At 68.4% G+C, this 13854-nt stretch carries 18 protein-coding genes and 1 tRNA gene; 8 read left to right on the forward strand and 11 right to left on the reverse strand.

Annotated features, from left to right (window positions below; translation table 11 throughout):
- Positions 1-155 precede the first annotated feature (155 nt).
- Positions 156-368, reverse strand: a complete 213-nt coding sequence (locus HALDL1_02895) for a hypothetical protein (protein AHG05102.1) — start codon at positions 366-368, stop codon at positions 156-158.
- A 431-nt stretch (positions 369-799) separates the two neighbouring features.
- Between HALDL1_02895 and HALDL1_02900 the strand changes: the two genes are divergently transcribed.
- Positions 800-871, forward strand: a tRNA-Ala gene (locus tag HALDL1_02900).
- A gap of 231 nt (positions 872-1102) precedes the next feature.
- Here HALDL1_02900 and HALDL1_02905 read toward each other — a convergent pair.
- Positions 1103-1558, reverse strand: coding sequence for a flagellin (locus HALDL1_02905; protein AHG02687.1), 456 nt, complete (start codon positions 1556-1558; stop codon positions 1103-1105).
- Between the two features lie 151 nt (positions 1559-1709).
- Here HALDL1_02905 and HALDL1_02910 point away from each other — a divergent pair, with 151 nt between their 5' ends.
- Positions 1710-2243 (forward strand): hypothetical protein, encoded by a 534-nt coding sequence (locus HALDL1_02910; GenBank protein ID AHG05103.1) that lies wholly within the window; start codon positions 1710-1712, stop codon positions 2241-2243.
- Here the strand turns inward: HALDL1_02910 and HALDL1_02915 are convergent.
- The 3 genes from HALDL1_02915 to HALDL1_02925 are packed head-to-tail and all read right to left on the reverse strand — an operon-like array spanning position 2240 to position 3898.
- Positions 2240-3220 carry a magnesium transporter gene (locus HALDL1_02915; GenBank protein ID AHG02688.1) on the reverse strand — a complete coding sequence of 327 codons (981 nt, stop codon included), beginning with the start codon at positions 3218-3220 and terminating at the stop codon, positions 2240-2242. The two genes, HALDL1_02910 and HALDL1_02915, sit on opposite strands and share 4 nt — an antisense overlap.
- Positions 3217-3381 carry a hypothetical protein gene (locus tag HALDL1_02920; protein ID AHG02689.1) on the reverse strand — a complete coding sequence of 55 codons (165 nt, stop codon included), beginning with the start codon at positions 3379-3381 and terminating at the stop codon, positions 3217-3219. The genes HALDL1_02915 and HALDL1_02920 overlap by 4 nt, the downstream gene beginning before the upstream one ends.
- A gap of 43 nt (positions 3382-3424) precedes the next feature.
- Complete coding sequence (locus HALDL1_02925; GenBank protein AHG02690.1) at positions 3425-3898, reverse strand: deoxyuridine 5'-triphosphate nucleotidohydrolase; 474 nt, start codon at positions 3896-3898, stop codon at positions 3425-3427.
- 162 nt (positions 3899-4060) lie between these two features.
- On the opposite strand from HALDL1_02925, the gene HALDL1_02930 reads away from it, so the two are divergent.
- The 4 genes from HALDL1_02930 to HALDL1_02945 all read left to right on the forward strand — a co-directional run bounded on the left by HALDL1_02930 (position 4061) and on the right by HALDL1_02945 (position 7601).
- Positions 4061-6046, forward strand: a complete 1986-nt coding sequence (locus HALDL1_02930) for an aconitate hydratase (protein AHG02691.1) — start codon at positions 4061-4063, stop codon at positions 6044-6046.
- Positions 6047-6124: 78 nt separating this feature from the next.
- Entirely contained in the window at positions 6125-6625 is a 501-nt protein-coding gene (locus HALDL1_02935; GenBank protein AHG02692.1) for an alanine acetyltransferase, read from the forward strand.
- 22 nt (positions 6626-6647) lie between these two features.
- Positions 6648-7022 carry a hypothetical protein gene (locus tag HALDL1_02940; GenBank protein AHG02693.1) on the forward strand — a complete coding sequence of 125 codons (375 nt, stop codon included), beginning with the start codon at positions 6648-6650 and terminating at the stop codon, positions 7020-7022.
- Between the two features lie 159 nt (positions 7023-7181).
- Positions 7182-7601 carry a hypothetical protein gene (locus HALDL1_02945; protein ID AHG02694.1) on the forward strand — a complete coding sequence of 140 codons (420 nt, stop codon included), beginning with the start codon at positions 7182-7184 and terminating at the stop codon, positions 7599-7601.
- Here the strand turns inward: HALDL1_02945 and HALDL1_02950 are convergent.
- The gene (locus tag HALDL1_02950) at positions 7583-8020 is read right to left on the reverse strand and encodes a Fur family transcriptional regulator (GenBank protein ID AHG02695.1); all 438 of its coding nucleotides are present in this window, start codon (positions 8018-8020) and stop codon (positions 7583-7585) included. The genes HALDL1_02945 and HALDL1_02950 overlap by 19 nt on opposite strands.
- 85 nt (positions 8021-8105) lie before the next feature.
- Between HALDL1_02950 and HALDL1_02955 the strand changes: the two genes are divergently transcribed.
- Entirely contained in the window at positions 8106-8678 is a 573-nt protein-coding gene (locus HALDL1_02955; protein ID AHG02696.1) for an NUDIX hydrolase, read from the forward strand.
- Here HALDL1_02955 and HALDL1_02960 read toward each other — a convergent pair.
- Positions 8669-8779 (reverse strand): hypothetical protein, encoded by a 111-nt coding sequence (locus HALDL1_02960; GenBank protein ID AHG05104.1) that lies wholly within the window; start codon positions 8777-8779, stop codon positions 8669-8671. The genes HALDL1_02955 and HALDL1_02960 overlap by 10 nt on opposite strands.
- Positions 8780-8858: 79 nt before the next feature.
- Between HALDL1_02960 and HALDL1_02965 the strand changes: the two genes are divergently transcribed.
- Positions 8859-9212: a rhodanese gene (locus tag HALDL1_02965; GenBank protein ID AHG02697.1), complete on the forward strand. Its 354-nt coding sequence runs from the start codon at positions 8859-8861 to the stop codon at positions 9210-9212.
- 73 nt (positions 9213-9285) lie between these two features.
- On the opposite strand, the gene HALDL1_02970 is transcribed toward HALDL1_02965, so the two are convergent.
- Genes HALDL1_02970 through HALDL1_02985 form a run of 4 tightly spaced genes read right to left on the reverse strand, consistent with a single transcriptional unit; the run spans position 9286 to position 13804 of the window.
- Entirely contained in the window at positions 9286-9579 is a 294-nt protein-coding gene (locus tag HALDL1_02970) for a translation initiation factor SUI1 (protein AHG02698.1), read from the reverse strand.
- A gap of 34 nt (positions 9580-9613) precedes the next feature.
- Positions 9614-11809: a transglutaminase gene (locus HALDL1_02975; GenBank protein ID AHG02699.1), complete on the reverse strand. Its 2196-nt coding sequence runs from the start codon at positions 11807-11809 to the stop codon at positions 9614-9616.
- On the reverse strand, positions 11806-12804 hold the full coding sequence (locus HALDL1_02980; protein ID AHG02700.1) for a hypothetical protein: 999 nt from the start codon (positions 12802-12804) through the stop codon (positions 11806-11808). Before HALDL1_02980 ends, HALDL1_02975 begins: the two co-directional genes overlap by 4 nt.
- A gap of 1 nt (position 12805) precedes the next feature.
- The gene (locus tag HALDL1_02985) at positions 12806-13804 is read right to left on the reverse strand and encodes a magnesium chelatase (GenBank protein ID AHG02701.1); all 999 of its coding nucleotides are present in this window, start codon (positions 13802-13804) and stop codon (positions 12806-12808) included.
- Positions 13805-13854 lie beyond the last annotated feature (50 nt).

Genomic DNA, 13854 nt, shown 5'->3' on the forward strand with positions numbered 1-13854 from the left:
GAGGTCTCGGAGTGTTCCCGACGTTCGTTAGTTGGGACGGCCGGTAATTGGGTGTGCGAGCTTAGTATAGGGGCTACCAATACACCGAGGATATTCTAATCCGGTTCAATAGGGGCACATCGAGGGGCGACCACACCGTTATCCGATTCCATCGCCTACTGAGAGATATGCCAGATGACGAAGAGCGACGCGAACCAGAGCGGAAGCGCGAGGAAACACGTGACCGCGACCGTGAAGACGGAGCAATGGACGGCGACCCTGACAAGCGGCTTGGTGAACTTGACAACGCACTCGAAGCCGAACAATATCCGGCCACGACGAACGAATTGGTCGAGGCCTACGGCGACTACGATATCGAAACCCAACACGGGACGAAAACCCTCGAAGAAGTACTTGCCTCGACGGACGACCAAACGTTCGACTCTCCTGATGACGTTCGAAGTCGGATACTGGGATTGATACACCGGTAGGGAATGCGCCCAATCATCTCCTCCCCCCACTGGTCGCCTCCAAATATGAAGAGATAGCCGCTACATCCACGGATTGGAGTCGAACTGGAGTTCTTTGATGATGAATACGTCCTCTGTACGTAGCGATTCAGTGTCCGGTCAGACTACTATTCTGAGACGGCCGAAATCGGCCGTCTCACGGCTGCAAGGCTGATTCGTTCGCCGTCGGACGAACGTCCTTCACGCCCGTTTCTGTAACGAACGAGCGCACGAACAGAGACACCCTCAGTACTGCCGGAGAACGGCCGAAACAGAAGCCTGAAGTAGAGCCACCGATTGAAATCGTGTGCGGGCTCGTAGATCAGCGGTAGATCGCTTCCTTCGCAAGGAAGAGGCCCTGGGTTCAAATCCCAGCGAGTCCATATTTCTCCCGGGCCGACGCGCCGAGCGACCGCTGTGTCGCTCGGCCGTCGTCGGCGAGTGTGGCGCGACCAGGCTCGGATTTGAAGCCCTGTCAGTCGCGCGCAGCGAAGCGAGCACGTCTGACTCCGGGTTCAAACCTCTGGAGACCTGTGGTCTCCCGACCTTCGCGGAGTCTCCGGCTTCGCTCACTCCCGACGAGTCCACTCCCGTTCTCGACCGCGTAGCGACCGCTACGGCGTCGTGAACGTGAACGTGTCGCGGGCGCCCGTGGGGTTGACGACGACCCGCGTGTGGGCGCCGTCGGCGAGCGTGACGTTCACGCGGACGCGAAGGAGGCTCCCCGGGCGCCACTGGTCGTCGTCGAGGACCGTGGTCCGGACGTCGGACTGGTGGTGGCCGTTGACGAGGGCCGTGACGTCGGCGGCACCGCTCGGGAGGGTGCTGGCGCCGACGTTCTTCACGTAGACGGTGAGCGTCTCCGAGGCGTTGTCGTAGACGGCGTTCGGACTCTCCGGGTCGCTGACGATAGCGATCTCGGCGTCGGTCTGCGCGCTCTCCGCGCCGCTGCTCTCCTCGATGGCGTTGCCCAGTCGGCTCGCGCTCTGGGTCATAGTGCCGGCGAGCACCGCGGCGACGAGGATGGCAGCGATGAACAACACGAGGTGGGCGGAGGACACCGACGCCATCAGCGCCACCCCGTGGTCGGACCGCGTGCCATTGTCGTCCCCTCCCGGGCGAGACGTTTCAATGTTCGTTCCGTGGGCCGAGGCCCGACCGACCCACGCTACTACGTGTCAAGATTTATGTTGGTGGGGGGGAACGTGTTGTCAAGCAGTCATGCGAGGGGAGGGAACCGAGAACGCTTCGAGGCACGTCCTCGTCGCACGAACGGGGGAGTCGACCGCAACGCCCGGCACGGGGGACGCGTCCAGCGTGCTCGGCGTGACGCACGAGACGGACGCGGAGACGTGGCTGGGGCGCTGGAACGGGGACGTCGAGCGTGCGGCCGTCGTCAGCGTCGGGGAGCGCTCGCGGTCCACGGCGAGTACGAGCACTTCCGGGAGTCCTATCACCGCGGTGACGGGCATCGTCGAGACGGTGCCAGACGAGTCCGACGTGGGGGCCGTCGGCAGGCTCGTCCACGAACACCTGTCAGCGTGGGCGGAGGGCGAGGAGACGACAGTGTTCCTCGACGACCTCGAAGCCGTCGTCGACAACACGTCGACGGAGACGGCGTTCCGGTTCGTCCACGCCGTCCTGTCGTGTGCTGACGAGACCGGTGCGCGTGTGGTCGCGAGGTTCGACCCTGAAGCGTACCCGCCCCACGTCGTCGAGACGTTCGCCGAACTGTTCGACGACGTGCGGCGCTAGAGCCAGTTCTCCCGACGGAAGTAGCCGACGAGTATCGCGGCCATCAGCGCCATGCCTAGCATAACGGCCGGGTAGCCCATCTGCCAGCCAAGTTCGGGCATGTTCCACGGACCGCCGTCGAAGTTCATCCCGTAGATGCCGGCGACGAACGTCAGCGGCAGGATGATGGTCGCGACGACGGTGAGCGTCTTCATCACCTCGTTCGTGGACATCGACAGCGCGTTCAGGTAGATGTCGCGCGCGCCGCTGGTGAGGTCGCGGTACGTCTCCGCGAGGTCCACGAGCTGGACGAGGTGGTCGTAAACGTCGCGGTAGAACTTCTCGGTGTGCTCCTCGACCTGCTCGGGGTCGCCGCGGGCCAGGGCGCCGACCGCGTCCCGGGTCGGCCACAGCAGGCGGCGAACGGACAGCAGGTCCCGCCGGAGGCTGTTGATGCGCGCGAGGACGTCCTCGCCCGTGGCGTCCATCACCTCGTCTTCGACGGCCTCGATGTCGTCCTCTATCTCATCGAGGATGCCGTAGTAGTCGTCGACGATGCGGTCGATGCCGCGGTAGGCGGTGAAGTCCGCGCCGTAGGAGAGTAGCCGCGGGTCGTCGCGGCCGACGCGCTCCCAGACGGCGTCGAGTGCGGGCAACCGCTCGGGTTCGACGGTCACGAGCCAGCCGTCGCCCAGGAAGAACGCGACCTGCTGGTCGCGGAGTTCGTCGGCGAACGCCACGTCGCCCCGGCGGAGCGTCGCGGCCTTCAGGAGGACAAACGTGTGGCCGTCGAACTCCTCGACCTTCGGCCGGACGTCGCCGAGTACGTCCTCGATCTCGAGGTGGTGGAGGTCGTAGCCGTCGGCGACCTCGTCGAGTTCCGCCTCGGATGGGTCGGTGACCCGCACCCACGTCGTCCCACCTTCGTCTCGGGCCGCAATCGGGTCCTCGCGCTCGGCGTGGGTCTCGTCCGCGTAGACGACGGTGTCGACGGTCACGCCCCCACCTCCACGTTCCCCCCGATGCTCGCGAGCGTGATGCCGACGATGACGGCGGTCACGCTGAACGCCCGCCCCGGGTAGGGGGTCGCGGTTCCCACGGCGTAGCCCGCGACGCCCACGGCGGTGACCGCCAGGCCGAGCGCTCGCAGTCGGTCCATACCCCCTCCCTCTCCGTGGACCGTGAAAAAAGGCGACCCTGCGCTACCCGAGCCGTTCGTCCTGGTAGCTCCCGTCGTACGCCCCCTCGTGGTCCGCCGTCGAGAGCACCAGCTGGGCGACGCGGGCGCCCTGCTCCAGTTCGACGTCGTGGTGGACCTCCAGCAGTCCCTCGCCCTTCCCGGTGTAGCCGGCGTCCCAGACGGCGGTGTTCAGCATACAGGAGTTCCGCATGAGCGACGACCGCGGGTAGAGGAAGCCGACGTGCTCCTCGGGGATGGAGATGGTTTCGGCGTACTGGAGGATGTAGCCGCCCGGGGACAGCGCGAAGGTGTCGCCGTCGTCGGCGTCCGGCTGACACGGTTCCCGCTCGCCGATGGTCTTCCCGTCGCGGCCGACGCGCCCGGGTTCGCGCTGTTCGAGGACGGCCTCGACGGTGAGGTCCACGCCGTTGGGCTGGACCTGGGCCTCGCTGACAGGTTCGACGTGCTCGGCGACGAACGCTCCGCTCTTGAACATACGCCGACTCCGCGTGCTGGCCGGTTAGCGGTTGTGTTGTGGCCCGAACGTGGGTATCGTCCACACACACACCAATTTAGGAATACGGCTCCGTATTAGGCGATTACTGCGGTTCCGAAACACGCGGGATTTATAGGCACAGAAGGCCCATCTTCGCACGCTATGGGACAGACGCTCACGGAAAAAATTCTCGATGACCACCTCGTCGAGGGCGAACTGACGCCCGGCGAGGAGATCGGTATCGAGATCGATCAGACGCTCTCCCAGGACACCACTGGGACGATGGTCTGGCTGCAGTTCGAGGCGCTGGAAATGGACGAGGTCCAGACGGAGCTCGCGGCGCAGTACTGCGACCACCAGACCTACCAGTTCGACTTCAAGAACACCGACGACCACCGATTCCTGCGGTCTGCGGCCGGCACCTACGGCGCGTACTTCTCCCGACCGGGCAACGGCATCTGCCACAACGTCCACAAGGAGAACTTCGCGGCGCCCGGCAAGACCCTGCTCGGCTCGGACAGCCACACCCCGACGCCGGGTGGGCTCGGCCAGCTCGCAATCGGCGCGGGCGGCATCGACATCGCGGTCGCCATGGGTGGCGGCCCCTACTACGTCGAGATGCCCGAGGTCGTCAACGTCCGACTGGAAGGTGAGCTCCCCGAGTGGGCCACCGCGAAGGACGTCATCCTCGAGATGCTCCGCCGCCTCTCGGTGAAGGGCGGCGTCGGCAAGGTGCTCGAGTACACGGGTCCGGGCGCGGAGTCGCTCTCGGTTCCCGAGCGCACCACCATCACGAACATGGGGACGGAACTCGGTGCGACCTCCTCCATCTTCCCGACCGACGAGACGACGAAGGAGTGGATGGCGAACTTCGACCGCGAGGACGAGTACGTCGAGCTCACGCCGGACGAGGACGCCGAGTACGCCGACGAGATCGTCGTCGACCTCTCGGACCTCGAACCGCTCATTTCGGCGCCGTCGATGCCCGACAACGTCGTTCCCGTCCGCGAGGTCGCGGGCGAGAAGGTCGAGCAGGTCGTCGTCGGCTCCTGTACGAACGGTGGCTACGAGGACATCCTCCCGGCCGCGAAGATGCTCGAGGGCCGGCAGATCAACCCCGGCACCGAGATGATCGTCGCGCCCGGTTCGAAGCAGGCCTCCGAGATGCTCGCCCGCCAGAGCTGGACCGCGGAGATGATGGCGGCCGGCGTCAACTTCTCCGAGGCGACGTGTGGCGCGTGTATCGGTATCGGTCACGTGCCCGCCTCCGACTCGGTCTCGCTGCGGACGTTCAACCGCAACTTCGAGGGGCGCTCCGGCATCGAGGACGACTCCGTCTACCTCTGCTCGCCGGAGGTCGCCGCCGCGGCCGCCCTCAAGGGCGAAATCGTCGACCCCCGCGACCTCGCCGACGAACTCGGCGACCTCGAGGCCCCCGGCTTCGAGATGGGGACCACGTACACCCCCGGCTACGGCGAGGGTGACGTCGACATCATCACGCCCGACGAGGCCATCGACGACGACCTCATCAAGGGCCCGAACATCTCCAGTGTGCCCGTGAAAGAACCCATCGACGCGGACGTCTCCGGCGAGACGCTCCTGAAGATGGGCGACAACATCACCACGGACCACATCATCCCGGCCACCTCCGACATCCTCAAGTTCCGCTCGAACATCGAGCGGCTCTCGGAGTTCACGCTCTCGCGCATCGACGACACGTTCGCCGAGCGCGCGAAGGCCGCCGGCAGCGGCGTCATCGTCGCCGGCGAGAACTACGGCCAGGGCTCCTCCCGCGAACACGCGGCGATGTGTCCGATGTTCCTCGGCGTCGAGGCGGTGCTCGCACAGAGCTTCGCCCGCATCCACAAGGCCAACCTGTTCAACTTCGGTCTCATCCCCCTCGCTATCGACGAGGAGACCTACGACCGCATCGAGCAGGGCGACGACATCGAGATCGTCGACGACGCCCGCGCGGGCGTCGAGTCCGGCCAGGAGGAGTTCACCATCCGCGTGAACGACGACTGGGAGGCGACCGCACACCTCGACGCCTCCGAGCGCGAGCGCCGCACGCTCGCCGCCGGTGGCAAGCTCTCGCTGACGAAGCAGCGCCACGGCGACGACAGCGGCGCCGCATCCGCCGACGACTAACTCTCCCGTTTCTTTCTTTCGCCGCGATCCCCAGCCGCTGCCACAGACACTTTACCCGCGGTCCGCCTAGCGGCGAGCGTGACGCCAGCCCAGTCCGCGGACGCCGCGTCCTCCATCAGAGAGGCGACCCGCGCGGACCTGCTGGACGTGTTCCGCATCGAGCAGTCCGTCTTCCAGCAGCCGTGGCCGTACTCCGGCTTCGAGCGCCAGCTCGACACCCCGGGGTTCCTCGTGAGCGAGGCCAGCGGGGACGACGACCCGGCCGCCATCGTGGGCTACGTGGTCGCCGACACAGTCACGAGCCACGGCCGGCCGCTCGGTCACGTGAAGAACCTCGCCGTCTACCCGGAGCGCCGCGGCGAGGGAATCGGCCAGGCGCTGCTGGAGCGCGCGCTCGCGGTGCTGTCGAGGACGGGCGTGGTGAGCGTGAAACTCGAGGTCAGGGAGACCAACGAGGCGGCCCGCGGCCTCTACGAGAAGTTCGGCTTCGAGTACCTGCGGACGCTGTCGGAGTACTACGCCGACGGCGAGGACGCCCACGTGCTGGTGGCGGATGTCCGCGACCGTGACTCGTTTTAGGCGGTAGCCCCACCCTCCGGGTATGGGCTACGAGTGTCCGGTCTGTGCCTCCGAGGAGGCCGACGGCGAGCACCTGGCGAACCACCTCGCGTTCACGGCGCTCGTGCGCGGCGGCGACCACGAGGTGTTCCTCGACGACCACGTCCCGGACTGGGCGGACCGCGACCCGGAGTCGCTGGCGCCCGAGGTGACCCCGCACGCGACCGAGACGGAGACGGAGCCGTCGAGCGAAGCGCACGGCCACGACCACGAGATGCCGGCCGTCGAACGGACCGGGAGCGCGGACGTCTCGGGGGAGGCCGCGGAGGTTCTGGAGGAAGCGCAGCGGCTGACCGAGCGGATGCAGGGCGAGGACAGCGAGGACCGCGAGGACGAGCGCAGCGAGTCCTCGGAGTGAGCGAGGGGGGAGTGAAACAACCCGTGAGCCGCGAAGACGAGGGAAGCGAGCCCTCGGAATGAACGAGCGGTGACCGCAGGGAGCCGCGAAGAGGAGGGAAGCAACTCCGACTCCGCAGAGTCCGAAAGGGAGTAGGGCGTGGCGGACGCTCCGGGAACTATGACCGAGACACGCGGCCTGCTCGCCCCCGAGACGGAGGCCGAGGTGCGCGAGCGCTTCGAGGCGGTGGGGATGCCAGCACAGACAGTCACCCGCGAGATAGCGCGCGCGATGGAGTTCCCCAAGGAGGAGTACGACGAGCGCGTCACCGGCGACGTGGTGGCGACGGCGCGGGACGCGCTGTTCGCGTCGCTGCTCGAAGTCGAGGTGGGCGACCGTGAGGAGTTCGAGGCCGCGAAGAGCGACTACCCGGACGCAGAGGTCGTCGAGAACGGGAGTACGGAGGTCGACGGCGTCGCCTGGCACCACGTGCCGTTCGCCGACACGCTGGTGGCGACGACGTTCCAGGAGGAACCGGACGCCGCGGTGGCGACGCTGCAGCGCATCGCGTTCGGGAAGTTCTACCGCGACGCGCTGTAGTCGGCACAGCACTCCTCGAAGTCGGCGTCCGGCGCGCGGCACTCGCCCGTGCAGGGGTGGTCGATGTACTGCTTGAGCGCCATCGCCGTCTCCTCGGTGAGCGCCTGGCCGATGTGTTCGGCGTCGGCCTCGGGGAGCTGGAGGTCGTCGGTCGCGAAGTTCTCCACGAGACAGCGCTTCCACATCAGCTCTCTCGTGACCGACTCGCCTGCCTCGGTGAGCGTGGCTCCCTGGTAGCGCTCGTAGTCGACGAGGCCGCGGTCGGCGAGCATCCCCATCCGCTCGGTGACGGTCGCGGGGTTGACGTCGAGGCGGTCGGCGACCTCGCCGGTCTTCGCCGGGCCACCCGACGTCGCGCTGGCGAGCAGGATGGCGCTCAGATACCGTCCCGCGCTCTCCGAGACCTCGACACCACTCATCGCGTGAGTGTCCGCCGCTCGCAGGGATAAGGCTGTTCCCCGCGGAGCCGTACAACGTTTTGCGCGCGGCGCCGAACGGCTACCCATGGACGACCACGAGTGGCCCGTCGTCGCCTCCGAGACGGAGTACGAGACGGGCTGGTACGACGGCGGCTACGACCGCGTCGAACAGCCCGACGGCACCGAGAAGAGCTACTACTGGGTGTCGCTCCCACCGGCCGTCGTCGTGGTGGCGGTCCACGACGGCGACGTGCTGTTCGTCGACCAGTACCGGCCGACCATCCGCGAGCAGTGCCTGGAACTGGTCGCGGGTATCGTAGAAGAATCAGCGGCGGAACCCGAGGGGCAAGCGCCCGACGAGGGCAGGGAGTCCTACGTCGCGGCGGCCGCCCGCGAGCTCCGCGAGGAGACCGGCTACGAGGCCGAGGAGATCCACTTCCTCCAGGAGTTCTACACGGCGACGGGCGTGCTCCGGCACAAGCGCGGCATCGTCTACGCGGAGGGGTTGACCGAGGTGGGTCAGGAACTGGGCGACAACGAGTTCCTCACCGTGAAGCGGATTCCCGTCGAGGACGCGGTGCACGCGGCCCGCGAGCTACCGGCTAACGACGCGACCATCGAGGGGCTGTTGCTCGCAAAGGCCGACGGCTACCTGTAGCCGAGCGCGGCCGCGAGCATCGGGTCGCGGTGGTCCGGGTCGACGTCCTCCTCGTCCTCTTCGAGCAGGTGGGTCGGAACGTAACGCGTCTCCTGTTCCATGCTAACGGATAGCACTCGAACGCCCTTCGATGTTTCGGCGACCGAAAGCCGTAACGCCGCGGGCCACCACACTCCGGCCATGGACGGCGAGCTCTCCGCGGACGACCTCGAGGCGCTGCTCGACGACGGCGACGTACGCGTCGTCGACATCCGCCGTCGCGCGGCGTTCAAGCGCGGACACATCCCCGGCAGCGAGTGCATCCCGTTCCAGGAACTCCCGCAGTCGGTCGACCGCCTCGACGGCGCCGGGCGCGTCGTCACCGTCTGCCCCCACGGCGAGTCTAGCGTGCAGGCCGCCCGCCTCGTCGCGTCCTACGGGGGGCTGGCCGACGACGCGCGTGTCGAGAGCCTGGCCGAGGGACTAGTCGGCTGGTCGGGCGAGCTTGAGACGACCGACGTGGACGGCGAATCCACTCCCGACGCACCCTTCTGAGAACGACGGTCCGACCGCTCGGCTGCGACGTGCCGACGCGAGTCGAGAGAGAAGTGAGCCGCCGACGTGCGATTCAGGCGACGTTGAAGCCCTTGTCGCGGAGGAAGTCCTCCACGCGCCCCGAGTGGTTGCCCTGGAGTTCGATCTCGCCGTCCTCGACGGTGCCCCCGCAAGCGAACTTGCTCTTCAGATCCGAGGACAGGCTGTCGAGATCGACGTCCTTCGGGTCGAATCCTTCGATGACGGTAACCTCCTTTCCGTAGCGGCGCTCGTCGATGCGGATTTTGATTTGCTGGGACTCTTTGGCGACGTCCTCGCAGACGCAGAGTTCCTCGGGCAACCCGCACGTCGAGCAGACTTCCGACATTACACGTTGGCGTACGAAATCCGTCTATTAAACACTATCGCCAGGGTTCGGGGAGGCGGCTGTATTCGGCAGCCAGCGACCGCGCGAGGCGTTTCGCCTCGGCAGCGTCCTCCTCGTCGACCCGTCCCGCGTAGCGGGCCCGTTCGCGCAGGTTCGCGACGCGCTCGGCGCGGTCGCCCGCGCGCACGTCCACGACGTAGTTCCGGACCGTCTCTCCGGCGTTGCGCGGCCGGTAGCGCTTCCCGAGCACGTACTCGACGCGCTCGAAGGCGGCCTCGACCTCCTCGACGGGGTCGCCGGTGTCGGGCAGCCACCGCAGCCACAGCGCGCGGTACGCCCGGTCGGCCAGCCCCGTGAACCGGAGGACGGCGGTCAGGCCGACCAGGAGGACGGCCCAGACGGCCAGCGTCGAAAGTGGCGGCAGCGTGGGGCCGTCGTCGCTCCCACCACTGCCGTCCAGCGCCGGCGCCGTCACGTTCACGACGTTCGAGCCGTTCCGCTCGTTGGCACCCGCACCGTCCTGGAACGCCTGCGGGTCGCTGGTCGCGCGCAGGGGTTCGTCCGCAGCCAGGTCGCTTGCGGTCCCCGTCGGCGTCGTCGTGGTGGCCGGCGCCCACGTGCCGTTCTCGCTCCCGGCCGCGTCGACGCCTTCGACGCCGTTCTCGCGGGCCGTCTGGACGCGGTCGTCCTCGGCGGACGTGCGCTCGGTGGCCGGCGTCGGGTCGAAGCGTATCCAGCCCCGGTCCGGGACGTACACCTCGACCCACGCGTGGGAGTCGACACCGCGGACGACCCACTCGTCTTCACCGACGCGCTGCCCCTCGGTGTAGCCGGTGACGAACCGCGCGGGCACGCCCTGCGAGCGCAACATCACGACCATCGAACTCGCGTAGTACGTGCAGTAGCCGATCTCGCGGTTCAGCACGAAGTCGTTGACGAGGTTCCCCCTGGAGCCCCGGGCGTCCAGGGAGTACTCCTTGTTCGCCTCCAGCCACTGCTCGATGGCCGTCGCCTGCCGGTAGTTCGAGTCCGCGTCCTCCGTGATGCGGTCCGCGAGGTCGACGACATTCTCGCTCGTGCTGTCCGGTAACTGGAGGTAGGTGTCCCGGACCGCCTGGGGCGTCTCGCCTCTCGCGTCGGCGAGGTCCGACTCCGCCGGCGTGGGCGTCCGACTCGACACCGTGTAGCTGTCGCCCGCGCGGAGGGTCGGCCCGGACAGCAGGAGACCGGACTCGGTGATGGTCGCGTCGACGCCGCTGACCGACTGCGGGACCGGCGCGGACGGCAGCAGGTCGAGGGTCCGCTTGGCCGTGATGCGGTGTTCGATGCGCTCCCCGGTCGGCGGTGGCGCCCCCTTGTCGGTGCTCACGTCCGCCGTCTGCACCCATCCGTTGCCGGTGAACCTGTCGTAGACGGACGCCCTGTAGTACGACGGCTCGTCGGACTCGACGACGAACTGCACCTTCGGGTCGAGGCGGAGGCTCCCACCGACCCCGACGTAGCCGTCGGCGCTCACGAGACTCCCCGCCGACGCCGTCGTCGACGACGGAACGAGCGGTGACCGGCCGCCGGGGACCGCGGTGACCGTCGCGGAGCCGACGATCATCAACGCGAGCACCGCGGCGAGCACCTGGGTCTGCCGGGCGCTCGCGCCGTGAGCGGCGAGCGTGCCGAACCCGACGGCGCCCGTCACCGCCAGCACGCCGACGAGCGTGGTCGTCGTGGTGCTGTCGCCGGTCAGCACGAAGAACCCCAGTGCGAGCGACGCGACGCCGGCCGCCCGGGCGTACTCGGTGCGGGCCGTGAAGTACGCGGCGAGGAACGTCGGCGCGGGCGCGACGGCGACGGCCCACACGCCTGCGGCGGGCATCCGCATCACGGAGTAGCCGGTGAGCAGCGCGACGGTGTCCTGGAGAACCCGCGACGGGGAGAGCACCGCGAAGTACGCCGGCGGCACCGCCAGCAGGTAGAACGCGAGGCCGCCGACGAGCAGCGTGGACGCGAGGCCGAAGGCGTACTTCGACGGGAGCGCACGCAGGACGCCGGCGAGCACCACCGAAGCGACGACCGCGGCGAGGAACGTCGGCGTATCGCCGACCACCGTCACCACGTCGTAGAGCACGGAGAGGTACGCCCCCACGGCGATAGCGATGCACGCCGTCGCCGCGGCCCTGCGGCCGGAGACGCCCGACAGGTCGAGGTCGACCCGTCCGAGGCGAGCGGTGCTCACGCGGACACCTCCGCCGCCGAGGTGCGGCCACCGACGAACTCCTCGTAACGGTGGTCGTCGTCGCCGACGGTGACCGAGACGTGTTCGCCGCTCCGCGGCGCGTGGACGACGATCTCGGCCTCGGCCTTGTGGCGCTGCCGGAGTTTCCCCCCGTCGAAGTCCGCGAGCACGCCGAGCACGCGTCGGCGGTGCGGGTCGCCGTTCGCCGGGTCGAGGCCTCCGGACTGCGTGACGATACCGACGCTGATGCCCGCGTCGAGCAGGTGGGTGGCGATGCTCGCGGCGGCCTCAGCGACGGAGTCCTCGCGGGGGCCCAGCGCCTCCGCGGCGATGGTGACGCGGTCGGTCGCCCCCTCGCCCGCGTACTCGGTGACAGCGAGGCCGTTGGGCTGTTTCGCGCTCACCTTCCAGTTGACGTCGCGGAGCGGGTCACCGCGCTCGTACTCCCGGACGCCCGCGAACTCCTCGCGCTCGTCGGTGATGCCGACGTAGCCGGTGAGCAGCGTCGCCGTGTCCGACAGCGCGTGGACGCGCGGGAACACCGTGACGAGCTGGGCCTCGCCGCCCCTGAACTCCACGGTCCAGAGGCCGAACGGGTCGGTGGCCTCCACGAAGCACGGGCCGACGGCGTGGACGCCGCGGGCCGCGAGCGTTATCTCGTAGGTGAGCTGTCGGCCGTCCGTCTCCGTCTCGAGTCGGCTGTCGCCGCGGAGGCCGTCGCCGAGCGCGTCGGTCACGGTGGCGGGGTACGACCGGTCGGCGTCGACGTACAGTTCGACGCGGCGGCGGTCGCCCTGGTGGCCCTCCCTCGGGGTGATTCGCTCGATGTCCGGCTCCGGGAACGACCAGACGTACAGCCGCGTAGCTGCGAGGAGCGCTGCCGCGGGGACGACCACGGCGTTCAGGCTGCGCCCGCCGAACGCGTAGCCGAAGACGGCGCCGAGCAGGACTGCCGCGAGCACGGCCTGCCCGCGGCGGGTGAGTGTCGTCGCCATCTCACTCCGGGTCGATGGTGTCCAGCGCCCGCTGGACGAGGGTGCGTGCGGGCTCTCCGCCGAGCGTGCCGCCGGATTCCGCGCGGATGCGGTGGGAGAGCACCGACGGGGCCTCGGCCTGCACGTCGTCGGGCACCACGTAGTCCCGGTCGTCGAGGATGGCGCGGCCCTGCGCGGCCTGGAGGAGGGCGATGGAGCCACGCGGACTGACGCCGAGGGCGGCGTGGTCGCGGGTGTAGCGCGCGAGTTCGGTGACGTACTCCTTGACCGGGCGGCTCACCGCCACGCTGGCGGCGACGGCCCGGGCCTGCTGGAGGTCCTCGACAGTCGCGACGGCCTCGATGTCGTCGATGGGGTGGCCGCCGACGACCCGGTCGAGCACCTCGACCTCGTTGTCGCGGTCCGGGTAGCCCAGCCGGAGTTTCTTCATGAACCGGTCGAGTTCGGCGACCGGCAGTTCGTAGGTGCGGTCTCGCTCGACGGAGTTCTGCGTGGCGATGACGAGGAAGGGGTCGGGGAGGGCGCGCGTGTCGCCGTCGGCGGTCACCTGCTCTTCCTCCATCGCTTCCAGGAGCGCCGACTGGGTCTTCGGCGGCGCGCGGTTGATCTCGTCGGCGAGCAGGACGTTCGCGAAGACGGGGCCGGGTTGGAACTCGAACTCCCGGCTCTTCTCGTTGAACACGTTGACGCCGGTGACGTCCGTCGGGAGGAGGTCCGGCGTGAACTGGACGCGACGGAACTCGCCGTCGAAGGAGCGAGCCACGGACCGAGCGAGCATCGTCTTCCCGACGCCGGGGACGTCCTCGAGGAGGACGTGACCGCCGCCGAGAACGGCGGTCAGCACCTGGACGACGGCGTCGTGCTTGTCGACGATGACGGTCTCGATGTTCTCGACGACGCGGTGGGCGAGGTCGCTCGCCTCCGAGACCGACATCTGGGCGGCCCCCTCGGTCTCGGTCCGCGGGTCCGCGACAGCGTGGGTATCGTGGGCATCTGTCATAGTGTGTGGGAACCTACCGCAACTGGTCGGCTGTGGAACGGTAGGTGATG

The sequence above is a fragment of the Halobacterium sp. DL1 genome, assembly GCA_000230955.3.
GTDB lineage: Archaea > Halobacteriota > Halobacteria > Halobacteriales > Halobacteriaceae > Halobacterium.

What these genes read in the sequence shown, in the direction of transcription:
- HALDL1_02905 (AHG02687.1), bottom strand. Translation starts at nt 1,558, where the DNA reads ATGGCGTCGGTGTCCTCCGCCCACCTCGTGTTGTTCATCGCTGCCATC.
- HALDL1_02910 (AHG05103.1), top strand. Translation starts at nt 1,710, where the DNA reads ATGCGAGGGGAGGGAACCGAGAACGCTTCGAGGCACGTCCTCGTCGCA.
- HALDL1_02920 (AHG02689.1), bottom strand. Translation starts at nt 3,381, where the DNA reads ATGGACCGACTGCGAGCGCTCGGCCTGGCGGTCACCGCCGTGGGCGTC.
- HALDL1_02925 (AHG02690.1), bottom strand. Translation starts at nt 3,898, where the DNA reads ATGTTCAAGAGCGGAGCGTTCGTCGCCGAGCACGTCGAACCTGTCAGC.
- HALDL1_02930 (AHG02691.1), top strand. Translation starts at nt 4,061, where the DNA reads ATGGGACAGACGCTCACGGAAAAAATTCTCGATGACCACCTCGTCGAG.
- HALDL1_02940 (AHG02693.1), top strand. Translation starts at nt 6,648, where the DNA reads ATGGGCTACGAGTGTCCGGTCTGTGCCTCCGAGGAGGCCGACGGCGAG.
- HALDL1_02945 (AHG02694.1), top strand. Translation starts at nt 7,182, where the DNA reads ATGACCGAGACACGCGGCCTGCTCGCCCCCGAGACGGAGGCCGAGGTG.
- HALDL1_02950 (AHG02695.1), bottom strand. Translation starts at nt 8,020, where the DNA reads ATGAGTGGTGTCGAGGTCTCGGAGAGCGCGGGACGGTATCTGAGCGCC.
- HALDL1_02955 (AHG02696.1), top strand. Translation starts at nt 8,106, where the DNA reads ATGGACGACCACGAGTGGCCCGTCGTCGCCTCCGAGACGGAGTACGAG.
- HALDL1_02960 (AHG05104.1), bottom strand. Translation starts at nt 8,779, where the DNA reads ATGGAACAGGAGACGCGTTACGTTCCGACCCACCTGCTCGAAGAGGAC.
- HALDL1_02965 (AHG02697.1), top strand. Translation starts at nt 8,859, where the DNA reads ATGGACGGCGAGCTCTCCGCGGACGACCTCGAGGCGCTGCTCGACGAC.
- HALDL1_02970 (AHG02698.1), bottom strand. Translation starts at nt 9,579, where the DNA reads ATGTCGGAAGTCTGCTCGACGTGCGGGTTGCCCGAGGAACTCTGCGTC.
- HALDL1_02980 (AHG02700.1), bottom strand. Translation starts at nt 12,804, where the DNA reads ATGGCGACGACACTCACCCGCCGCGGGCAGGCCGTGCTCGCGGCAGTC.
- HALDL1_02985 (AHG02701.1), bottom strand. Translation starts at nt 13,804, where the DNA reads ATGACAGATGCCCACGATACCCACGCTGTCGCGGACCCGCGGACCGAG.